At 61.5% G+C, this 18,119-nt stretch carries 14 protein-coding genes; 11 read left to right on the top strand and 3 right to left on the bottom strand.

Going from position 1 to position 18,119, the window contains the following annotated elements; genetic code table 11:
- Positions 1–127 precede the first annotated feature (127 nt).
- Entirely contained in the window at positions 128–2,974 is a 2,847-nt protein-coding gene (gene rapA / locus H620_RS0113350) for an RNA polymerase-associated protein RapA (RefSeq protein WP_023379087.1), read from the top strand.
- Positions 2,975–3,290: 316 nt separating this feature from the next.
- On the top strand, positions 3,291–5,555 hold the full coding sequence (locus tag H620_RS0113345) for a putative bifunctional diguanylate cyclase/phosphodiesterase (RefSeq protein ID WP_027907488.1): 2,265 nt from the start codon (positions 3,291–3,293) through the stop codon (positions 5,553–5,555).
- Here the strand turns inward: H620_RS0113345 and H620_RS0113340 are convergent.
- Entirely contained in the window at positions 5,455–6,342 is an 888-nt protein-coding gene (locus tag H620_RS0113340; RefSeq protein WP_023379085.1) for an NAD(P)-dependent oxidoreductase, read from the bottom strand. The genes H620_RS0113345 and H620_RS0113340 overlap by 101 nt on opposite strands.
- Before the next feature lie 199 nt (positions 6,343–6,541).
- Here H620_RS0113340 and H620_RS0113335 point away from each other — a divergent pair, with 199 nt between their 5' ends.
- Entirely contained in the window at positions 6,542–8,725 is a 2,184-nt protein-coding gene (locus H620_RS0113335; RefSeq protein WP_027907487.1) for a hypothetical protein, read from the top strand.
- 191 nt (positions 8,726–8,916) lie between these two features.
- Here the strand turns inward: H620_RS0113335 and H620_RS0113330 are convergent, their stop codons facing one another.
- Entirely contained in the window at positions 8,917–9,222 is a 306-nt protein-coding gene (locus H620_RS0113330; protein WP_023379083.1) for a DUF2288 domain-containing protein, read from the bottom strand.
- A gap of 360 nt (positions 9,223–9,582) precedes the next feature.
- Between H620_RS0113330 and H620_RS0113320 the strand changes: the two genes are divergently transcribed.
- The 7 genes from H620_RS0113320 to H620_RS0113290 all read left to right on the top strand — a co-directional run bounded on the left by H620_RS0113320 (position 9,583) and on the right by H620_RS0113290 (position 17,101).
- Positions 9,583–10,698, top strand: coding sequence for a branched-chain amino acid ABC transporter substrate-binding protein (locus tag H620_RS0113320; RefSeq protein ID WP_023379081.1), 1,116 nt, complete (start codon positions 9,583–9,585; stop codon positions 10,696–10,698).
- Positions 10,699–10,884: 186 nt separating this feature from the next.
- Positions 10,885–11,808: a high-affinity branched-chain amino acid ABC transporter permease LivH gene (livH, locus tag H620_RS0113315; RefSeq protein ID WP_023379080.1), complete on the top strand. Its 924-nt coding sequence runs from the start codon at positions 10,885–10,887 to the stop codon at positions 11,806–11,808.
- Positions 11,805–13,061: a high-affinity branched-chain amino acid ABC transporter permease LivM gene (locus H620_RS0113310; RefSeq protein ID WP_023379079.1), complete on the top strand. Its 1,257-nt coding sequence runs from the start codon at positions 11,805–11,807 to the stop codon at positions 13,059–13,061. Before livH ends, H620_RS0113310 begins: the two co-directional genes overlap by 4 nt.
- Positions 13,058–13,825, top strand: coding sequence for a high-affinity branched-chain amino acid ABC transporter ATP-binding protein LivG (livG, locus tag H620_RS0113305; protein ID WP_013973920.1), 768 nt, complete (start codon positions 13,058–13,060; stop codon positions 13,823–13,825). The genes H620_RS0113310 and livG overlap by 4 nt, the downstream gene beginning before the upstream one ends.
- Complete coding sequence (locus H620_RS0113300) at positions 13,826–14,527, top strand: ABC transporter ATP-binding protein (RefSeq protein ID WP_023379078.1); 702 nt, start codon at positions 13,826–13,828, stop codon at positions 14,525–14,527.
- A gap of 189 nt (positions 14,528–14,716) precedes the next feature.
- A complete protein-coding gene (locus H620_RS0113295; protein ID WP_027907486.1) occupies positions 14,717–15,391 on the top strand; it encodes a COG3650 family protein in 675 nt (224 codons plus the stop codon).
- Positions 15,392–15,493: 102 nt separating this feature from the next.
- Entirely contained in the window at positions 15,494–17,101 is a 1,608-nt protein-coding gene (locus tag H620_RS0113290) for an NAD(P)/FAD-dependent oxidoreductase (RefSeq protein WP_023379075.1), read from the top strand.
- Between the two features lie 92 nt (positions 17,102–17,193).
- Here H620_RS0113290 and H620_RS0113285 read toward each other — a convergent pair whose 3' ends face one another.
- Positions 17,194–17,658, bottom strand: a complete 465-nt coding sequence (locus H620_RS0113285; protein WP_023379073.1) for an outer membrane lipoprotein — start codon at positions 17,656–17,658, stop codon at positions 17,194–17,196.
- Positions 17,659–17,806: 148 nt separating this feature from the next.
- Between H620_RS0113285 and H620_RS0113280 the strand changes: the two genes are divergently transcribed.
- The gene (locus H620_RS0113280; protein WP_023379072.1) at positions 17,807–18,043 is read left to right on the top strand and encodes a hypothetical protein; all 237 of its coding nucleotides are present in this window, start codon (positions 17,807–17,809) and stop codon (positions 18,041–18,043) included.
- Positions 18,044–18,119 lie beyond the last annotated feature (76 nt).

Here is an 18,119-nt window from a genome sequence, read left to right as displayed (position 1 = left end):
CGGTTCGGACCCTCGTCGGCAGGACGGTGTTCGTCGATGAAACAGCTAGACTCTTGGTCTTCACTCTTTGGTCTGACCGGCCTATCCGTTAACATAGCCGGCTTTTCAACGCGGGAGTTCAGGCAGTATGGCGCAGCAGTATCAACCGGGGCAACGCTGGATCAGTGACAGCGAAGCCGAGCTCGGCCTGGGTACCATCCTGGCGCAGGATGGCCGCCTGTTGACCGTGCTCTACCCGGCCACTGGCGACACACGTCAGTATTCCCTGCGCAATGCGCCGCTGACCCGTGTGCGCTTCTCGCCCGGTGACCAAATCACACACTTCGAAGGTTGGAAGCTGACCGTACGCGAAGTCGAGGATGCCGATGGCCTGATGGTCTACCACGGCCTGGATGGCAACAATCAGCCGCGCACCCTGCCGGAAACCCAGCTGTCGAACTTCATTCAGTTCCGTCTGGCCAGTGACCGCCTGTTCGCCGGCCAGATCGACCCACTGTCGTGGTTCTCCCTGCGCTACAACACCCTGCAGCACACCAGCAAGCAGATGCTGTCCTCGCTATGGGGCCTGGGCGGTTGCCGTGCGCAACCCATCGCCCACCAGCTGCATATTGCCCGCGAAGTGGCAGACCGTAGCGCGCCTCGTGTTCTGCTGGCCGACGAAGTCGGCCTGGGCAAGACCATCGAGGCTGGCCTGGTGATCCATCGCCAGTTGCTGTCCGGGCGTGCCAGCCGAGTGCTGATCCTGGTCCCGGAAAACCTTCAGCACCAGTGGCTGGTGGAAATGCGTCGGCGCTTCAACCTGCAAGTCGCCCTGTTCGATGCCGAACGCTTCATCGAAAGCGATGCCAGCAACCCATTCGAAGATGCCCAGCTGGCGCTGGTCGCGCTGGAATGGCTGGTGGACGACGAAAAGGCCCAGGATGCCCTGTTCGCTGCCGGCTGGGACCTGATGGTGGTCGACGAAGCGCACCACCTGGTGTGGCACGAAGACCAGGTCAGCGCCGAATACGGCCTGGTGGAACAGCTCGCCCAGGTGATCCCGGGCGTGCTGTTGCTCACCGCGACGCCTGAACAGCTCGGTCAGGACAGCCACTTCGCCCGCCTGCGCCTGCTGGACCCGAACCGCTTCCACGACCTGGCCGCCTTTCGCGCCGAAAGCGAGCACTATCGCCCGGTTGCCGAGGCTGTCCAGGAGCTGCTTGACGAAGGTCGCCTGTCACCCAAGGCCCACGCCACCATCCTCAACTTCCTCGGTGCCGAGGGCGAAGCCCTGCTGGCAGCCGTGAGCGATGGCGACACCGAGGCCAGCGCGCGCCTGATCCGTGAGCTGCTGGACCGTCACGGTACCGGCCGCGTGCTGTTCCGTAACACCCGGGCGGCGATCCAGGGCTTTCCCGAGCGCCAATTGCACCCTTACCCGCTGGCCAATCCGGAGCAGTACCGCGATTTGCCCGCTGGCGAGCACGCGGAGCTTTACCCGGAAGTGGCCTTCCAGGCCCAGGGCGAGGTCAGCGATGACGAACGCTGGTGGCGTTTCGACCCACGGGTCGACTGGCTGATCGACACCCTGAAGATGCTCAAACGCACCAAGGTGCTGGTGATTTGCGCCCACGCCGAGACTGCCATGGACCTGGAAGACGCCCTGCGCGTGCGCTCCGGCATTCCAGCCACGGTGTTCCATGAAGGCCTGAGTATCCTCGAGCGCGACCGCGCCGCGGCCTACTTCGCCGACGAGGAGTTCGGCGCCCAGGTGCTGATCTGCTCCGAAATCGGCAGTGAGGGCCGCAACTTCCAGTTCGCCCATCACCTGGTGATGTTCGACCTGCCGGCCCACCCGGACCTGCTCGAACAGCGGATCGGCCGCCTCGACCGAATCGGTCAGAAACACACCATCGAGCTGCACATTCCCTACCTGCAGGACAGCCCGCAGGAGCGTCTGTTCCAGTGGTACCACCAGGGCCTCAACGCCTTCCTCAACACCTGCCCAACCGGCAACGCCCTGCAACACCAGTTTGGCCCACGCCTGCTGCCGATGCTCGAAGGTGGCGACGCCAAGGCATGGGATGGGCTGGTGGCCGAAGCCCGCGCCGAGCGCGAGCGTCTGGAAGCCGAACTGCACAGCGGCCGTGACCGCTTGCTGGAACTCAACTCCGGCGGTGCTGGCGAAGGCCAGGCGCTGGTCGAGGCGATTCTCGAGCAGGACGACCAGTTCGCCCTGCCTATCTATATGGAAACCCTGTTCGACGCCTTCGGTATCGACAGCGAAGACCACTCCGAGAACGCGCTGATCCTCAAGCCAAGCGAGAAGATGCTCGATGCCAGCTTCCCGCTCGGAGACGACGAAGGCGTGACCATCACCTACGACCGCACCCAGGCGCTGTCGCGCGAAGACATGCAGTTCCTGACCTGGGAGCATCCGATGGTGCAAGGCGGCATGGACCTGGTGCTGTCCGGCTCGATGGGCAACACCGCCGTAGCCCTGATCAAGAACAAGGCGCTCAAGCCCGGCACGGTGCTGCTGGAATTGCTGTTCGTGAGCGAAGTGGTGGCACCGCGCAGCCTGCAGTTGGGCCGCTACCTGCCACCCGCTGCACTGCGCTGCCTGCTGGACGCCAACGGTAATGACCTGGCGGCGCGCGTCGCCTTCGAAACCCTCAACGACCAACTCGAAAGCGTACCTCGCGCCAGCGCCAACAAGTTCGTCCAGGCCCAGCGCGACGTGCTGGCCAAACGGATCAGCGGTGGCGAAGCCAAGGTCATGCCGACCCACATCGAGCGCGTGGCCGAGGCCCAGCGCCGACTGGCCGCCGAGGCGGATGAAGAGCTGGCGCGTCTGACCGCGCTCAAGGCCGTCAATCCAAGCGTGCGTGACAGCGAAATCGACGCCCTGCGCAAGCAGCGTGAAGAAGGCTTGGCAATGCTGGATAAGGCAGCCTTGCGACTGGAGGCGATTCGAGTGCTGGTCGCAGGCTGATTATCCGCCGGCTCTGTGGGAGCCTCTTGCTGTCGAGACGGGCCGCGCTCCGCTGCGCGGGAAGCCTGGGGGGCCGCGATGCGGCCCTATCGCGACGCAAGACCGCCCCCACAGCGATCCGCTACCACATGGGTAAGTCCCGCAAGTTTTCGTTCGCGAGGTCGTTATATCCCTCCGCTATCAGCCCGATGCCGAAATCATTGCTTTCAAAGTGCCATTAGTCATGAAGGCCTGAATAGCTGTTCCTATACTTTCCTCTGGTCAGTCTCCACCCCGCATTTTGGAGACGAGTGAAAACTCGACGAAGAGGCATGCTATGGAATGGCTGGGACTGCAATTGTTCTCCGAGCTTCCTATCAACGGGCAGATTGTCATTGACTGCCGGCATGAGCCGCTACTGATCCTGCTCGCTTATGCCGTGGCCTGTGCCGGGTGTTTCGCCACCCTGGACATGGCAGAACGCCAATGTCACTGCGAAAATGCCAAAGCCCAACGACAATGGCGGGCACTTGGCGCCTTCTGCCTGGCCGGCGGTATCTGGGCCATGCACTTCATCAGCATGCTCGCCTTCCAGGCACCGCTGGAAGTCCACTATGACGTCTCTCTTACCGGCCTTTCGCTCTTGATTGCATTGGTGGTTGCCTGGCTGGCGATGTACAGCCTCAACCGTGTACAAATGCTTGCGCACAACTATTTGCAAAGCGCCCTGCTCATTGGCGCGGGCATCATCCTCATGCACTTCGTCGGCATGGCTGCGCTGCAGACCGGCGCCCAGCAGTATTACCGTACCGACCTGTTGCTGGCCTGTACCGCCATCGCCTTTCTCACCAGCCTCACCGCCCTGCTGCTGGCGCGGTACTTCCGCAACGGTAGCGGCACTTGGCATTTGGCCATGAAATACGGCGCCAGCCTGGTCATGGCGGGCGGTATCGTCGCCACGCATTTCACCGCCATGGCCGCGATGACCTTGGTCATACCAGCCGACACGGCCTTGAGCTTGCCTTCGGGTGATAACAGCCTGCAACTGGGCCTGACCATCGCCGTGATCACCTTGCTGATCAGTGGCAGCAGCATCAGCGCCGCGCTGGCCGACAAGAAGCTGCAACGTCAGGAACACGACCTGCGCCGCTACAGCGTCCTGCTCAACCAGCTCGATCAGGCCCGCGCCTCCCTGCAGCAAGCCGCTCACTACGATGCCTTGACCAATCTGGTCAACCGCCGAGGTTTCAACGAAGTGTTCGCCGAACGCCTGGCCGAGCATCAGGACCGCCAGAGTCGCCTGGCGGTGATGTTCCTCGACATCGACCATTTCAAGCGCATCAATGACAGCCTTGGTCACGATGCGGGCGATGAGCTACTGAAGGTCATCGCCGACCATATCAAGGCCGCCACCCGCAGTCAGGACCTGGTGGCACGGCTGGGGGGCGACGAGTTCTGCGTGGTCACCAGCCTGAACAACCCCGATGAGGCTCGCCACCTGGCCCAACGCATCATGCAACGCATGAAAGACCCCATCGACCTGGGCGGCCGGCGCATGGTGATGACCACCAGTATTGGCATCAGCATATTCCCGGAAGATGGCCAAACCGCTGAAGAACTGCTCAAGCATGCCGACCTGGCCCTTTATCAATCCAAGGGCTGCGGACGCAATAGCCTGCACTTCTTCAACAGCGGACTGAAGAACCGGGCGACCCTTGAACTGCAACTGGAAGAGGAACTGCGCATCGCCCTGCTCGAGGAGTGCGGACTGTGCGTGCATTACCAGCCCATCTTCGACCTGCGCACGGGCCAGGTGGCCAAACTCGAAGCGCTGGTACGCTGGCAACACCCGCAACACGGCCTGCTAAGCCCCGATCGTTTCATCGGCATCGCCGAAGCCAACGGGCTGATCGTCGACCTTGACCTGTGGGTGCTGCACCACGCCTGCAAGGACCTGGCCCAGCTCAACCGCCACGGCTACACCAGCCTGAAGGTTACGGTGAACTGTTCGGCCGTGACCCTAGGCCGCGAAGAGCTGGCCAATGAGGTAGAAATGGCCTTGCTGGAAGCTGGGCTTGCGCCGCGCCAACTGGAACTCGAGGTGACCGAAAATGCCCTGATGGGTGATGTCCAGCGCACTGCAGGGCTTTTCAAGCGTATCCGCGCCCAGGGCGTTGCCCTGTCGATCGATGACTTCGGCACCGGCTATTCGTCGCTGGCTTACCTCAAGCGCTTGCCGCTGGATGTGCTGAAGATCGACCGCAGTTTTCTCCAGGACGTGCCCGGCAACCAGAAGGACCGGGAAATCGTCCAGGCGATCATCGTCATGGCCCACACCCTCCACCTGCAGGTGGTCTGCGAGGGTGTCGAGACCATCGAACAACACGAATTCCTCGCCACCCACGGCTGCGACTACCTGCAAGGGTACCTGCTGAGCCGACCAGTGCCGCTGGCGGACCTGCGGCCGATCCTGGAGCGGCTCGACCGCCAGGAAAGCCGCCTCACTCCTTGTTACGATACAGTTCTACCAGGGTCGCCGGATCTTTTTGCAGATTCCCTTGGCTACCGTGCAAGCGCATCAGTTGCGCGGCGAGGGCGGTAACGGGTGTTGCCGAGCCCTGCTCGCGGGAAAACTTGACGGCGCCATCGAGGTCCTTGAGCAGCGTGCGCACATGCCACTTGATCGGTTCGAAGCGGCTTTCGGCCATTTGCGGCGCCAGGATCTGCAGGGGCTTGGAGTCGGCGAAGCCCCCTGCCAGCGCTTCGGCGATCAAGGTCGCGTCAACCCCTGACCGCTCCGCCAGGGCCACCACTTCGGCAATCACCAAGGCATTGCACGCCACGATCATCTGATTGCAGGCCTTGGTTACCTGCCCCGCTCCCACTGCCCCCATGTGCGTGACTCGCTGGCCCAGGGTCAGCAGAATGGGTCGAGCGCGCTCAAGATCACTCGGCTCCCCGCCGACCATGATCGCCAGGGTCCCCGCTTCCGCGCCAGGCGTCCCCCCCGATACCGGCGCATCCAGCCAGGCCATGCCACACAGGGCGGCCACTTCAGCAGCCATTTCGCGAGTGGCCGTCGGTTCAAGACTGGAGAAGTCGATCAGCAATTGCCCGCTGCGCCCTCCGTGAACGACGCCTTGCTCGCCGAACACCACTTCACGCACCACTGCCGTATCGGCCAGGCAAAGCAGCACCATGTCGCTGCCACGGCTCAGTTCTGCTGGGCTATGTGCCAGCTTCGCCCCGGCGGCAACCAGCTCGGCACACTTCTCCGGGCTGCGATTCCACACGGTCAGGGGGTAACCCGCAGCCAGCAGGCGCCGGCACATTGGCAGTCCCATCAGGCCAATTCCGGCGAATCCCAGCGAAGGCAGTGCAGTACTCATGAACGACTCCTGGCAGAAGATTAAAGAAGCATGACAATCGGACGATGCAGTGCCGGAGCGATAGAAAAAATCCTTAGAAGCTGTAAGGCAAACCCCTATCGCATCCGAAAAAGGCGCACTGCTACAGTCGCCGAAACCCTGGTGATGGCTAGATGACATGCCCACCCAGGGGCCCACCACCTCAGGTAAATGGCGCACTATGACTTCTACGAACACTTCTGCCAATGCGGTCCCCGAGTCGACGACACACTCCACTTCGCTGACCGCCAGCGGTGCTCGAGAAGCTCTGCCAGTGCGCAGCGCGCCAGCACAGCAGTACCTGTACTTCACCGAGCAGGATATTCAGCGCATCCTCGACAACCTCGACGGCCTGCGCGACCTGGTGTTCCCGCAGAACCTGCACATCGAAGACGAAAGCCAGCTGCGCCTGGAACAGCAGTTTCCCTCGGTCTGCCTGATCGGCCTGGGCCGCTGCGGCTCGAACATTGCTCTTGATGTTGCCGAACTGGTGTACAACGCCCGCACCTTCTTCCTCAACGAATTCAACAACGAGGACCGTAACAAGGGCGAATCGGGCTACAGCCCGGCGCGCTGGATTCGTCAGAACCTGCGCCTGGTGCAAAACAAAGGCGCGAAACCCGTGTTTCTGGTCGAACCGCTGGTGATGCTGGGCGACCTGGACAAAGACATCGCCGGGCGCATTCGTTTCTCGCGCAAGGGCGAGCGTGGCGAGTTCCTGCGCGACTACAGCAAGATGAAGATCATGGACCTGTCCGAGGTCCACGCAGGGGGGGCCGGTAATGCCCCAATCCTCGGCCAGTACCTGGCCAAGATCATCCTCAACAAGGACACCCAGCGCTTTTCCAGCGCCGACTGGAAACTGATCCACTCGTACCTGATCGACTCCTGCGGCATCAAGGCCAACCAGTCGCGCCTGTACTTCTACATCTTCAGCGCTGGCGGCGGTACCGGCTCAGGCATGGCCTCGGAGTTCGGCCTGGCCCAGCAGTATTCGTACATGAACAAGACCTTCGACACCAAGCAGGCGGACGAGAACGACGGCAAGAGCGGACACTCGTTCGTCTTCGAGCCGATCTTCACCAGCGGCATCTGCGTGCTGCCAAACATTTCGGACCACCGCAGCGAAATGTCCGAAGCGCTGCACATCAACGCCGGCCGGCTGCTGTGCAAATACCTGTCCGAAGAATGGGACTTCTCGTACAACTTCGACAACGAGGACAGCAGCGAAGCCAGCGTCATGGGCCGCATTCGCCCCTGGAACGCAATGATGCTGATCTCGAACGACATCATGCGCTACGCCGAAGAAAGCGACGACGGCACGATCCACAACATCGACGTCAACGCCATGGAGAAGCACGCCAACCAGTACATCTCCCAGCAAATCTTCAACATCCTCACGGCCCAGGCGGTCACTACCGACTACGACCAGAACTACTTCCGTCGCGCCGGCATCGACATCGGCGAAACCATCCGCCTGGACGCCAACGACCTGTTCATGAGCCTGGCCGGCCCAGTGGCCATTGCCTACGCAGAATCGGTGGTGCCGGAAATTCCGGTCCAGGGTTCGGACAAGTTCAAGGTCTTCGAGCGCGAAACGCCGCGCCTGGACATCGACGACCTGTTCTTCCGCTCGATCGACCTGCCGCACTTCAACAAGCAGACCCAGGCAATCGAAGGCATCAGCCTGTTGCCGATCGAGTCGCGTCGCTACCGGGCAGCCTTGGAGCAATACCAGGCTTCGGGCTACGACGCCGCGGCCCTGCACGACCTGCACTTCTTCAAGAACTGCTCGTCGGTGGTGTCGATCGTGTCGCTGCCCAAGGACTACAAGCTGTCGTACATGGACCTGAATCGGCTCAAGACCCACCTCAACAGCCTGTTCCCCAACACCACGCTCAAGCGTTATGCGCTGGTCATCGGCGCCTCGGCCAACCTGTCGCTGACCACACTGATCGCCAAGAGCCCGTGCCTGTCGGATGACTTCCTGACCCTGATCGTGGCGTTCATCAAACGCTGCTTCGCCCGCACGCCGTACCGTTTCGACGACACCCTGGACAACGCCATCCTGGAGTTCATCACCAGCGAGCACTTCGATGAAGACCGCATCGACGACCTACTGAACGAGTTCGAGAACCCGGCGAAGATCCTCGATACCAACTGGTATGCGATCAAGCCGATGTACGAGAAGAAATACCGGGAATTGATCAACGACAAGAGCCGGTTCGTGTCGATCAATGACATTAGGCTGTCGCGCGAATGCGTGAAGAAGGCGGTGAAGTACCTGCGCGAGATCTTCCGCCACCGCATCGGCAAGACCCGGGTGATCTCGCTCAACAGCCACACCGGCCGGGTCGATTACTGACATCGGTCGTGCTGGCTCCTACAGCACCCGGTAGGAGCCGGCTGGTCGGCGGCGGGACATTACGCATCCCGTAAACTGTTACCGCCCCGCCGAATCAACACGACACTGTTACCAACTTCCACCTTACGTGAGCGTCAATGCGCACCGTTGTGACACGGCTGCGCATTTTCACGCACCAAAAAAGCGCATAGCTACTCAGCCTGCTTGACCTGGATGACGATGAACGGCGAAACCACTACCGCCCAGATCTCTGGATCGCGGCTTTGCAGGTCCATCGCCTGCTCTGCGGTGACTGGCCCCACAGTGCCATCACTACGCCACTTGGCGAAGATCTCGCTGCGATTCTCGGCCATCGCTTCGGCAACGGCGATCAGGTCCAGGGAGGGGTCGACCCAAATCAGGTCACCCTTGGCCCAAAAACGCTCCAAGGCTTTCCACTCGATGGTCGCGGTCTCGCCGAGCAATTTGGCATAGAGGGTGCTTGTTTGATCAGTCATGGGTTTGTACACGCATCAATCGGCCAATAAAAAAGGCCGCTATTTTTGCAGAAAAACCCGGTTTCAAATACGTAATTTGGTCGATTGGCCCCGAAGTTGTGGGGTGGGGCCAGGGATAAAGGCAAAGTGATGGCGCTTTTCTATATCTTTCTGTCGATCAAGCGACAACCCCTGAGACAGGCGCAATTCGCCCGCTTTTCAAGCGCTCGAACGGCGCTCTACACTGTACCGGTACAGTTCCGGGACATGTTCCGGGGGAAGGTGGGCATGCAGTATGGCGTGGCCATACCGCAAATCCCGCCCGGTCTGTAGCCCTGGCCGCCAGGACTATAAGAATTACAACAGAATGAGTGGAGCACTATGATCAAGATTTCCAAGCTGTTCGCCGCAATGGTTCTGGCCGGGGTTGCCAGCCATTCGTTTGCCGCCGATACCATCAAGATCGGTATCGCTGGCCCCAAGACCGGTCCGGTCACTCAGTACGGCGATATGCAGTTCATCGGCGCCAAACAAGCCATCAAAGACATCAACGCCAAGGGTGGCGTGGATGGCAAGATGCTCGAAGCCAAGGAATACGACGACGCGTGCGACCCTAAACAGGCCGTTGCGGTCGCCAACAAAGTGGTCAACGACGGCGTCAAGTTCGTCATCGGCCACCTGTGCTCCAGCTCCACCCAGCCTGCGTCCGACATCTACGAAGACGAAGGCGTGATCATGATCACCCCGGCAGCCACTTCGCCGGAAATCACCGCCCGTGGCTACAAGCTGATCTTCCGCACCATCGGTCTGGACAGTGCCCAGGGCCCGGCGGCCGGCAACTACATCGCCGACCACGTCAAGCCGAAGGTCGTCGCGGTACTGCACGACAAGCAGCAGTACGGTGAAGGCATCGCCACCGCGGTCAAGCAGACCCTTGAGAAGAAAGGCACCAAGGTTGCCGTCTTCGAAGGCCTGAACGCCGGTGACAAGGACTTCTCCTCGATCATCCAGAAGCTCAAGCAGAACAACGTCGACTTCGTCTACTACGGCGGCTACCACCCAGAGCTCGGCCTGATCCTGCGTCAAGCCCAGGAAAAAGGCCTGAAAGCCAAGTTCATGGGTCCAGAGGGCGTGGGTAATGACTCGATCTCGCAGATCGCCCAGAACGCCTCCGAAGGCCTGCTGGTCACCCTGCCGAAATCGTTCGATGCCGACCCGGCGAACAAGGCCATCGTCGACGCTATCAAGGCCGACGGCAAAGACCCAAGCGGCCCGTTCGTGTTCCCGGCCTACTCGGCCGTCGAGCTGATCGCCGAAGGCATCAAGGCGGCCAAGTCCGAAGACACCGACAAGGTGGCTGCTGCCATCCACAACGGCACCTTCAAGACCCCGACCGGCGACCTGTCGTTCGACGAGAAAGGCGACCTGAAAGACTTCAAATTCGTGGTCTACGAATGGCACTTCGGCAAGCCGAAGACCGAAGTCTCCCCTCAGTAACTGCGTGACTAATAGCTGACCGTAGAAGCCCACTGTGCGAGCAGTGGGCTTTGTTTTACGAGGTTCATGGGCCTGATTGCCGCGATCCGGCAGCGGGTTCACCTGAAAATCTTAAAACCGTCACCCGCGGTTTCCTGGCTGTCACCCGGCCGGCGAAATGCAAATCAGGTTTTTAGGAGCGCTGTAATGCCTGAGATCTACCATTTCTTCCAACAACTGGTTAATGGATTGACCATCGGCAGCACCTATGCCTTGATCGCCATCGGTTACACGATGGTGTACGGCATCATTGGCATGATCAACTTCGCCCACGGCGAGGTGTACATGATCGGTTCCTACGTGGCCTTCATCGCGCTTGCGGGTCTGGCCATGATGGGTATCCACTCCCTGCCGATCCTGATGACCGTCGCCTTCGTCGCGACGATCTTCGTCACCAGTGCCTATGGCTACAGCATCGAACGGGTCGCCTACCGCCCGCTGCGGAACAGCAACCGTCTGATCCCGCTGATTTCTGCCATCGGCATGTCGATTTTCCTGCAGAACACTGTCTTGCTCTCGCAGGACTCCAAGGACAAATCCATCCCTAACCTGATCCCAGGAAGCTTCTCCTTCGGGCCAGGCGGTGCGGAAGAAGTCCTGGTGTCCTACATGCAGATCCTGGTGTTCGTGGTCACCCTGGTGGCCATGACCTGCCTGACCCTGTTCATCTCCCGCTCCCGCCTGGGCCGCGCCTGCCGCGCCTGCGCCGAGGACATCAAGATGGCCAACCTGCTGGGCATCAACACCAACAACATCATTGCCCTGACCTTCGTCATCGGCGCCGCACTGGCGGCGGTGGCGGCCGTGCTGCTGAGCATGCAGTACGGGGTTATCAACCCCAACGCCGGCTTCCTGGTGGGCTTGAAGGCCTTCACCGCGGCGGTACTGGGTGGCATCGGCAGCATTCCGGGCGCCATGCTCGGCGGGCTGGTGCTGGGCGTGGCCGAAGCGTTCGGCGCCGACATCTTCGGCGACCAGTACAAGGACGTGGTTGCATTCGGCCTTTTGGTTCTTGTCCTGCTGTTCCGGCCGACCGGCATCCTGGGCCGTCCGGAGGTTGAAAAAGTATGAACAGAAATCTCAAACAGGCGTTCTTCAGCGCCTTGCTGGTATGGGCCGTGGCCTTCCCGGTGCTTGGCCTGAAACTGAGCATCGACGGCATCAGCCTGGTGGTGCACAGCCAAGGCTCGTTCACCATCGGCATCATCGCTGTGTGTTCGGTGCTGATGTTCCTGCGCGTGCTGTTCGACAAGCAGTGGAATGCTGTGATGGGCCGTCGCTCGGATCGCGCCTTGATCCCGCCAGCGGTCAGCAACTACCTGACCCTGCCCAAGACCCAGCGCTACGTGATCATGGGCCTGATCGTCGCCGCCTTGGTGTGGCCGTTCTTCGGCTCGCGCGGCGCGGTCGACATTGCCACGCTGATCCTGATCTACGTGTTGCTGGGCCTGGGCCTGAACATCGTGGTCGGTCTGGCAGGCCTGCTCGACCTGGGCTACGTGGGCTTCTATGCGGTTGGCGCATACAGCTATGCCATGCTCTCGCACTACCTGGGCTGGAGCTTCTGGGTGTGCCTGCCGATCGCCGGCCTGATGGCCGCCACCTTCGGCTTCCTGCTCGGCTTCCCGGTGCTGCGCCTGCGCGGCGACTACCTGGCGATCGTGACCCTGGGCTTCGGCGAGATCATCCGTCTGTTCCTGCGTAACCTCACCGACTGGACCGGCGGCCCGAATGGCATCAGCAACATCCCCAAGCCGGAGTTCTTCGGCCTGACCTTCGAACGTCGTGCCGCCGAAGGAATGCAGACCTTCCACGAGTTCTTCGGGCTGGAATACAACTCGATCAACAAGGTCATCTTCCTGTACCTGGTGGCCCTGCTGCTGGCCCTGCTGGCGCTGTTCGTCATCAACCGCTTGCTGCGCATGCCGATCGGTCGTGCCTGGGAAGCGCTGCGTGAAGACGAGATCGCCTGCCGTGCCCTGGGTCTGAACCCGACCGTGATCAAGCTCTCGGCCTTTACCTTGGGCGCCTGCTTCGCAGGTTTCGCCGGCAGTTTCTTCGCCGCGCGCCAAGGCCTGGTGACGCCTGAGTCGTTCACCTTCATCGAATCGGCGATCATCCTCGCCATCGTCGTGCTCGGCGGCATGGGCTCGCAACTGGGCGTGATCCTCGCGGCCATCGTGATGATCCTGCTGCCCGAGCTGATGCGAGAGTTCAGCGAATACCGGATGCTGATGTTCGGTGCGCTGATGGTGTTGATGATGATCTGGCGTCCGCAAGGCTTGCTGCCTATGCAACGTCCACATATGGAGCTGCGTCGATGAGCCGCGAAATTCTGCAAGTCAGCGGCCTGAGCATGCGCTTCGGCGGCTTGTTGGCGGTCAACGGCGTGGGCCTGACCGTCAAGGAAAAACAGGTGGTGGCGCTGATCGGCCCGAACGGCGCCGGCAAGACCACCGTGTTCAACTGCCTGACCGGTTTCTATAAGCCAAGTGGCGGCACCATCCTGCTCGATGGACAGCCGATCCAAGGCCTGGCCGGCCACCAGATCGCCCGCAAGGGCGTGGTGCGAACCTTCCAGAACGTGCGTCTGTTCAAGGAAATGACCGCCCTGGAAAACCTGCTGATCGCCCAGCACCGCCACCTCAACACCAACTTCTTCGCCGGCCTGTTCAAGACCCCGAGCTTCCGCCGCAGCGAAAAAGAGGCCATGGAGCGCGCCCAGTACTGGCTGGAAAAGGTCAACCTGACCGAATTCGCCAACCGTACCGCCGGAACCCTCGCCTACGGCCAGCAGCGTCGCCTGGAAATCGCCCGCTGCATGATGACCCAACCCCGGATCATCATGCTCGACGAACCCGCGGCCGGTCTGAACCCAAAGGAAACCGAGGACCTGAAGGCGTTGATCGCCTACCTGCGGGAATCGCACAACGTCACCGTGTTGCTGATCGAGCATGACATGAAGCTGGTGATGAGCATCTCCGACCATATCGTGGTGATCAACCAGGGCACGCCCCTGGCGCACGGTACGCCGGAGGAGATCCGCGATAACCCTGACGTGATCAAAGCCTACCTGGGGGAAGCGTAAATGCTGAAGTTCGAAAACGTTTCCACCTTCTACGGCAAGATCCAGGCGCTGCACAGCGTCAACGTGGAAATCAACCAAGGCGAGATCGTCACCCTGATCGGTGCCAACGGCGCCGGCAAGTCGACGTTGCTGATGACCCTGTGCGGTTCGCCCCAGGCCCACAGCGGCAGCATCAAGTACCTGGGTGAAGAGCTGGTCGGGCAGCCCTCCTCGCACATCATGCGCAAGAGCATCGCCGTGGTCCCTGAAGGCCGCCGCGTGTTCGCCCGCCTGACCGTCGAGGAAAACCTGGCCATGGGCGGTTTCTTCACCAACAAGGGCGATTATCAGGAGCAATTGGACAAGGTCTTGCAATTGTTCCCTCGCCTGAAGGAGCGCTACATCCAGCGTGGCGGCACCATGTCCGGCGGTGAGCAGCAGATGCTGGCCATCGGCCGCGCACTGATGAGCAAGCCCAAGTTGCTGCTGCTCGACGAACCGTCGCTGGGCCTGGCACCGATCATCATCCAACAGATCTTCGACATCATCGAGCAGTTGCGCCGTGACGGCGTGACGGTGTTCCTGGTGGAGCAGAACGCCAACCAGGCGCTGAAGATTGCTGACCGAGCCTACGTCCTGGAAAACGGTCGGGTCGTGATGCAAGGGACCGGCGAAGCGCTGTTGACCGACCCTAAGGTACGTGACGCGTACCTTGGAGGCTGATCGACGTCCGCTTCGGGAAAGGGCCTTCGGGCCCTTTTTTCTGTCTAATAGGATGAGTCCGCCATGGCATGCCTTGCGCCGGCAAGCCGGCTGCTAAAGCGCTAGCGCGATCGCACAGCCCCCTTGTGCACATCCCTTGGCCTGAGTACCGTGGCCAGCTCTTGATGCAAGATTCCCGGAGCCAGCCCCATGCGCATACCCCCCACCCTGCTGCTTGCCAGCCTGCTGCCTTTGTTCGCCGGCTGCCAGCTCATGGCCCATCAACCAAGCGACCCGAACATCGGTACCACGCGCATGCAGGGCGAGCTGAGCGCCGGTGGCGGCCAGTTGTTCTTCAAGCCTTGCGGTGAGAGCCGTCGCTTCGTGATCAGCGACGTCGGCGGTACCGGTATCCTGCAGGAAGCCGCCAACCTGGCCGACGATGCCAACGACAAACTCTTCGCCGATGTGCGTGGCCGCCTGACCGGCAGCAAGCAGGCGAACAACGACGGCCAACTCGAAGTACGCCGACTGTACCGCCTGGAAGGTTCCACCCGCGCCTGCGAAGACCCCAACTTCAAGCAACTGACCCTGCGTGCCAGCGGCCACGAGCCGGGCTGGGACATCAAAGCCAGCGGCAAGGGCATGGTGCTCAACCGTGTCGGCCAGGACCCACTGCCACTGCCTTTCCTTGAAGAGGAAGTGCCCGGCGGCGGCCTGACCCTGACCAGCGAAGCCAACGGCAAGCACGTCGAGTTGTGGGTTGCCCCACAGCGCTGCGTCGATACGGCCACCGGCGCCGTGCAGCACTTGCGCGCCGAATTGCACATCGACGGCCAGACCCTCAAAGGCTGCGGCTACTATGGCGGTGCACGGGACAACTGATCGCCGGGCACTTTTATCCTGCCAGTCAGGGCGGCTAACAGCTTATACTTGGCGGTTTGTGTAAAGCCGCCGGCCGCCATGGCCGGGATACTGGACCCTGCCATGCTACGAATCACCGAACTTAAGCTGCCCCTGGACCACCCCGACGAAGCCCTGCGCGAGGCCATCGTCCAGCGCCTGGGCATCGAGGACGAGCAACTGCTCGGTTTCACCCTGTTCAAACGCAGCTACGATGCGCGCAAGAAGAACAGCGAAATGCTGTTCATCTACACCATCGACCTGGAAACCAGCAACGAAGCCGAACTGCTCAGCAAGTTCGCCGACGACCACAACATCGGCGTAGCCCCCGACGTTACCTACAAGTTCGTCGGCCAGGCCCCGACCGGCCTCCAGGAGCGCCCCATCGTGGTCGGTTTCGGCCCGTGCGGTATCTTTGCCGGCCTGCTGCTGGCGCAGATGGGCTTCAAGCCGATCATCCTCGAACGCGGCAAGGAAGTACGTCAGCGTACCAAGGACACCTGGGGCCTGTGGCGCAAAAGCGTGCTCAACCCAGAGTCCAATGTGCAGTTCGGCGAAGGCGGCGCCGGCACCTTCTCCGACGGCAAGCTGTACAGCCAGATCAAGGACCCGAACCACCACGGCCGCAAGGTGCTGGAAGAGTTCGTCAAGGCTGGCGCACCGGAAGAGATCCTCTACATCAACAAGCCACACATCGGTACCTTCCGCCTGACCGGCATGGTCGAGCAGATGCGCCAGGACATGATCGCCCTGGGTGCCGAGGTGCGTTTCCAGCAGAAAGTCACCGACCTGCTGATCGAGGATGGCCAACTGACAGGTGTGGTGCTGGAAAACGGCGAACAGCTGCACTCACGGCATGTGGTGCTGGCACTGGGACACAGTGCCCGCGACACCTTCCGGATGCTGCACGCCAAGGGCGTGTACATGGAAGCCAAGCCATTCTCCATTGGTTTCCGCATCGAGCACCCGCAGACGCTGATCGACAAAGCGCGGCTGGGCAAGTACGCCGGCCACCCGAAACTGGGCGCAGCCGACTACAAGCTGGTGCACCACGCCAAGAACGGTCGCTCGGTCTACAGCTTCTGCATGTGCCCGGGCGGCACCGTGGTTGCCGCGACCAGCGAACCGGGACGTGTGGTCACCAACGGCATGAGCCAGTACTCGCGTAACGAGCGCAACGCCAACTCCGGCATTGTCGTCGGCATTGACCCGGAGCGCGACTATCCGGGCGGCCCGCTGGCGGGTATCGAGTTGCAAGAACGCCTGGAAGCCCATGCCTACGTGATGGGCGGCAGCAATTACCAGGCCCCGGCACAGCTGGTGGGCGACTTCGTTGCAGGGCGTCCTTCCACTGCGCTGGGCAGCGTCGAGCCATCCTACAAGCCGGGTGTCACCCTCGGCGATCTGGCCCCTAGCCTGCCAGACTTCGCCATCGAGGCCATCCGCGAAGCCCTGCCCGCGTTCGACCGCCAGATCAAGGGGTACAACCTGCACGATGCAGTGCTGACCGGTATCGAGACCCGCACCTCGTCGCCATTGCGCATCACGCGTGGCGCGGATTACCAGAGCCTGAACCTAAAGGGGCTGTTCCCGGCAGGCGAAGGTGCCGGCTACGCGGGGGGCATCCTGTCGGCGGGTGTCGATGGCATTCGCATCGCCGAGGCAGTGGCCCGGGACATGCTCGGCCTGTAAGAGCCGGCTTGCCGGCGATAGCGCTAGCGCCGCCCAACAAAAAACCCCGAACCGGCCATGCCCGTTCGGGGTTTTTCGTGTCGCGTCTACGATCAGTGGGTGACGCGGCTGGTACCGTCGACGGTCATGATGCGCACGCGATCACCGACGCGGAAGATTTCGTTCTGTTGCACGGCCTGGACATAAGCACGCATGCTGCCGTCGTCCTCGCGTACGGTGATTTCCACACCTTGGGTACGGGTGAGGCCTTCTTCAGCGGCCGAACCTGCCAAACCACCAGCGACCGCACCGATGACGGCAGCGACGATGCTGCCACGGCCACCACCAACGGCACTACCGGCGACACCACCGACGATGGCGCCAGCGCCGCCGCCGATCGGGGTCTTGGTGCCTTCGATTTTCACCGGACGCAGGGATTCGATGGTACCCATGCGCACGGTCTGCACGCGACGGGCTTCATCACGGGAATAGCTGTCGCCTGTCAGGCTCGAGGCACAGCCACCGAGCAACAGCGACATGGTGGTGAAGGTCGCCACCAGCAAAACAGATTTACGCATGGGTACAGTCTCCATAAGTCAGGTGTCCATTAGACGCTGTGCCTTGACGGCTGTCACGATACATAGGTAACAAAATTGCTTTTATTCAGCTCTGGTACAGCCGCAACCGGCTGTTTTGCAGGCTTTTGAAGTCAGACCAAGGATAGCCATGGATTACTTCATCGTCGTTGTAACCACGCTCGCGGGGCTGTACTTCCACGGCTGGCTGTATGTACGCATGCACCGCTGGATGGACCGGGACCTGGCGTTGGCACTGGCGGGAACGGACCCCAAAAAGCGTGAATTCATGCTGCGGAGCCTCGAACGGGCCCAGGCGCAGAAGCTCAAGGGCAAGGCGTTGGCGGCCTGGTTGGCGCGCGAGGCGCAAGAATATCGAGGGAACTGACTGGCATCGTCGCCGGCAAGCCAGCCCCCACACGATCTGCAGGGTACATGCAGGAGCAGCCTCGTGACGCGAAAGG

This window comes from Pseudomonas taiwanensis DSM 21245 (genome assembly GCF_000425785.1).
In the GTDB taxonomy this organism is placed as follows: Bacteria; Pseudomonadota; Gammaproteobacteria; order Pseudomonadales; family Pseudomonadaceae; genus Aquipseudomonas; species Aquipseudomonas taiwanensis.
The sequence above is the reverse complement of the archived record's forward strand: the minus strand, read 5'-3'. Positions and strand labels throughout refer to the sequence as shown.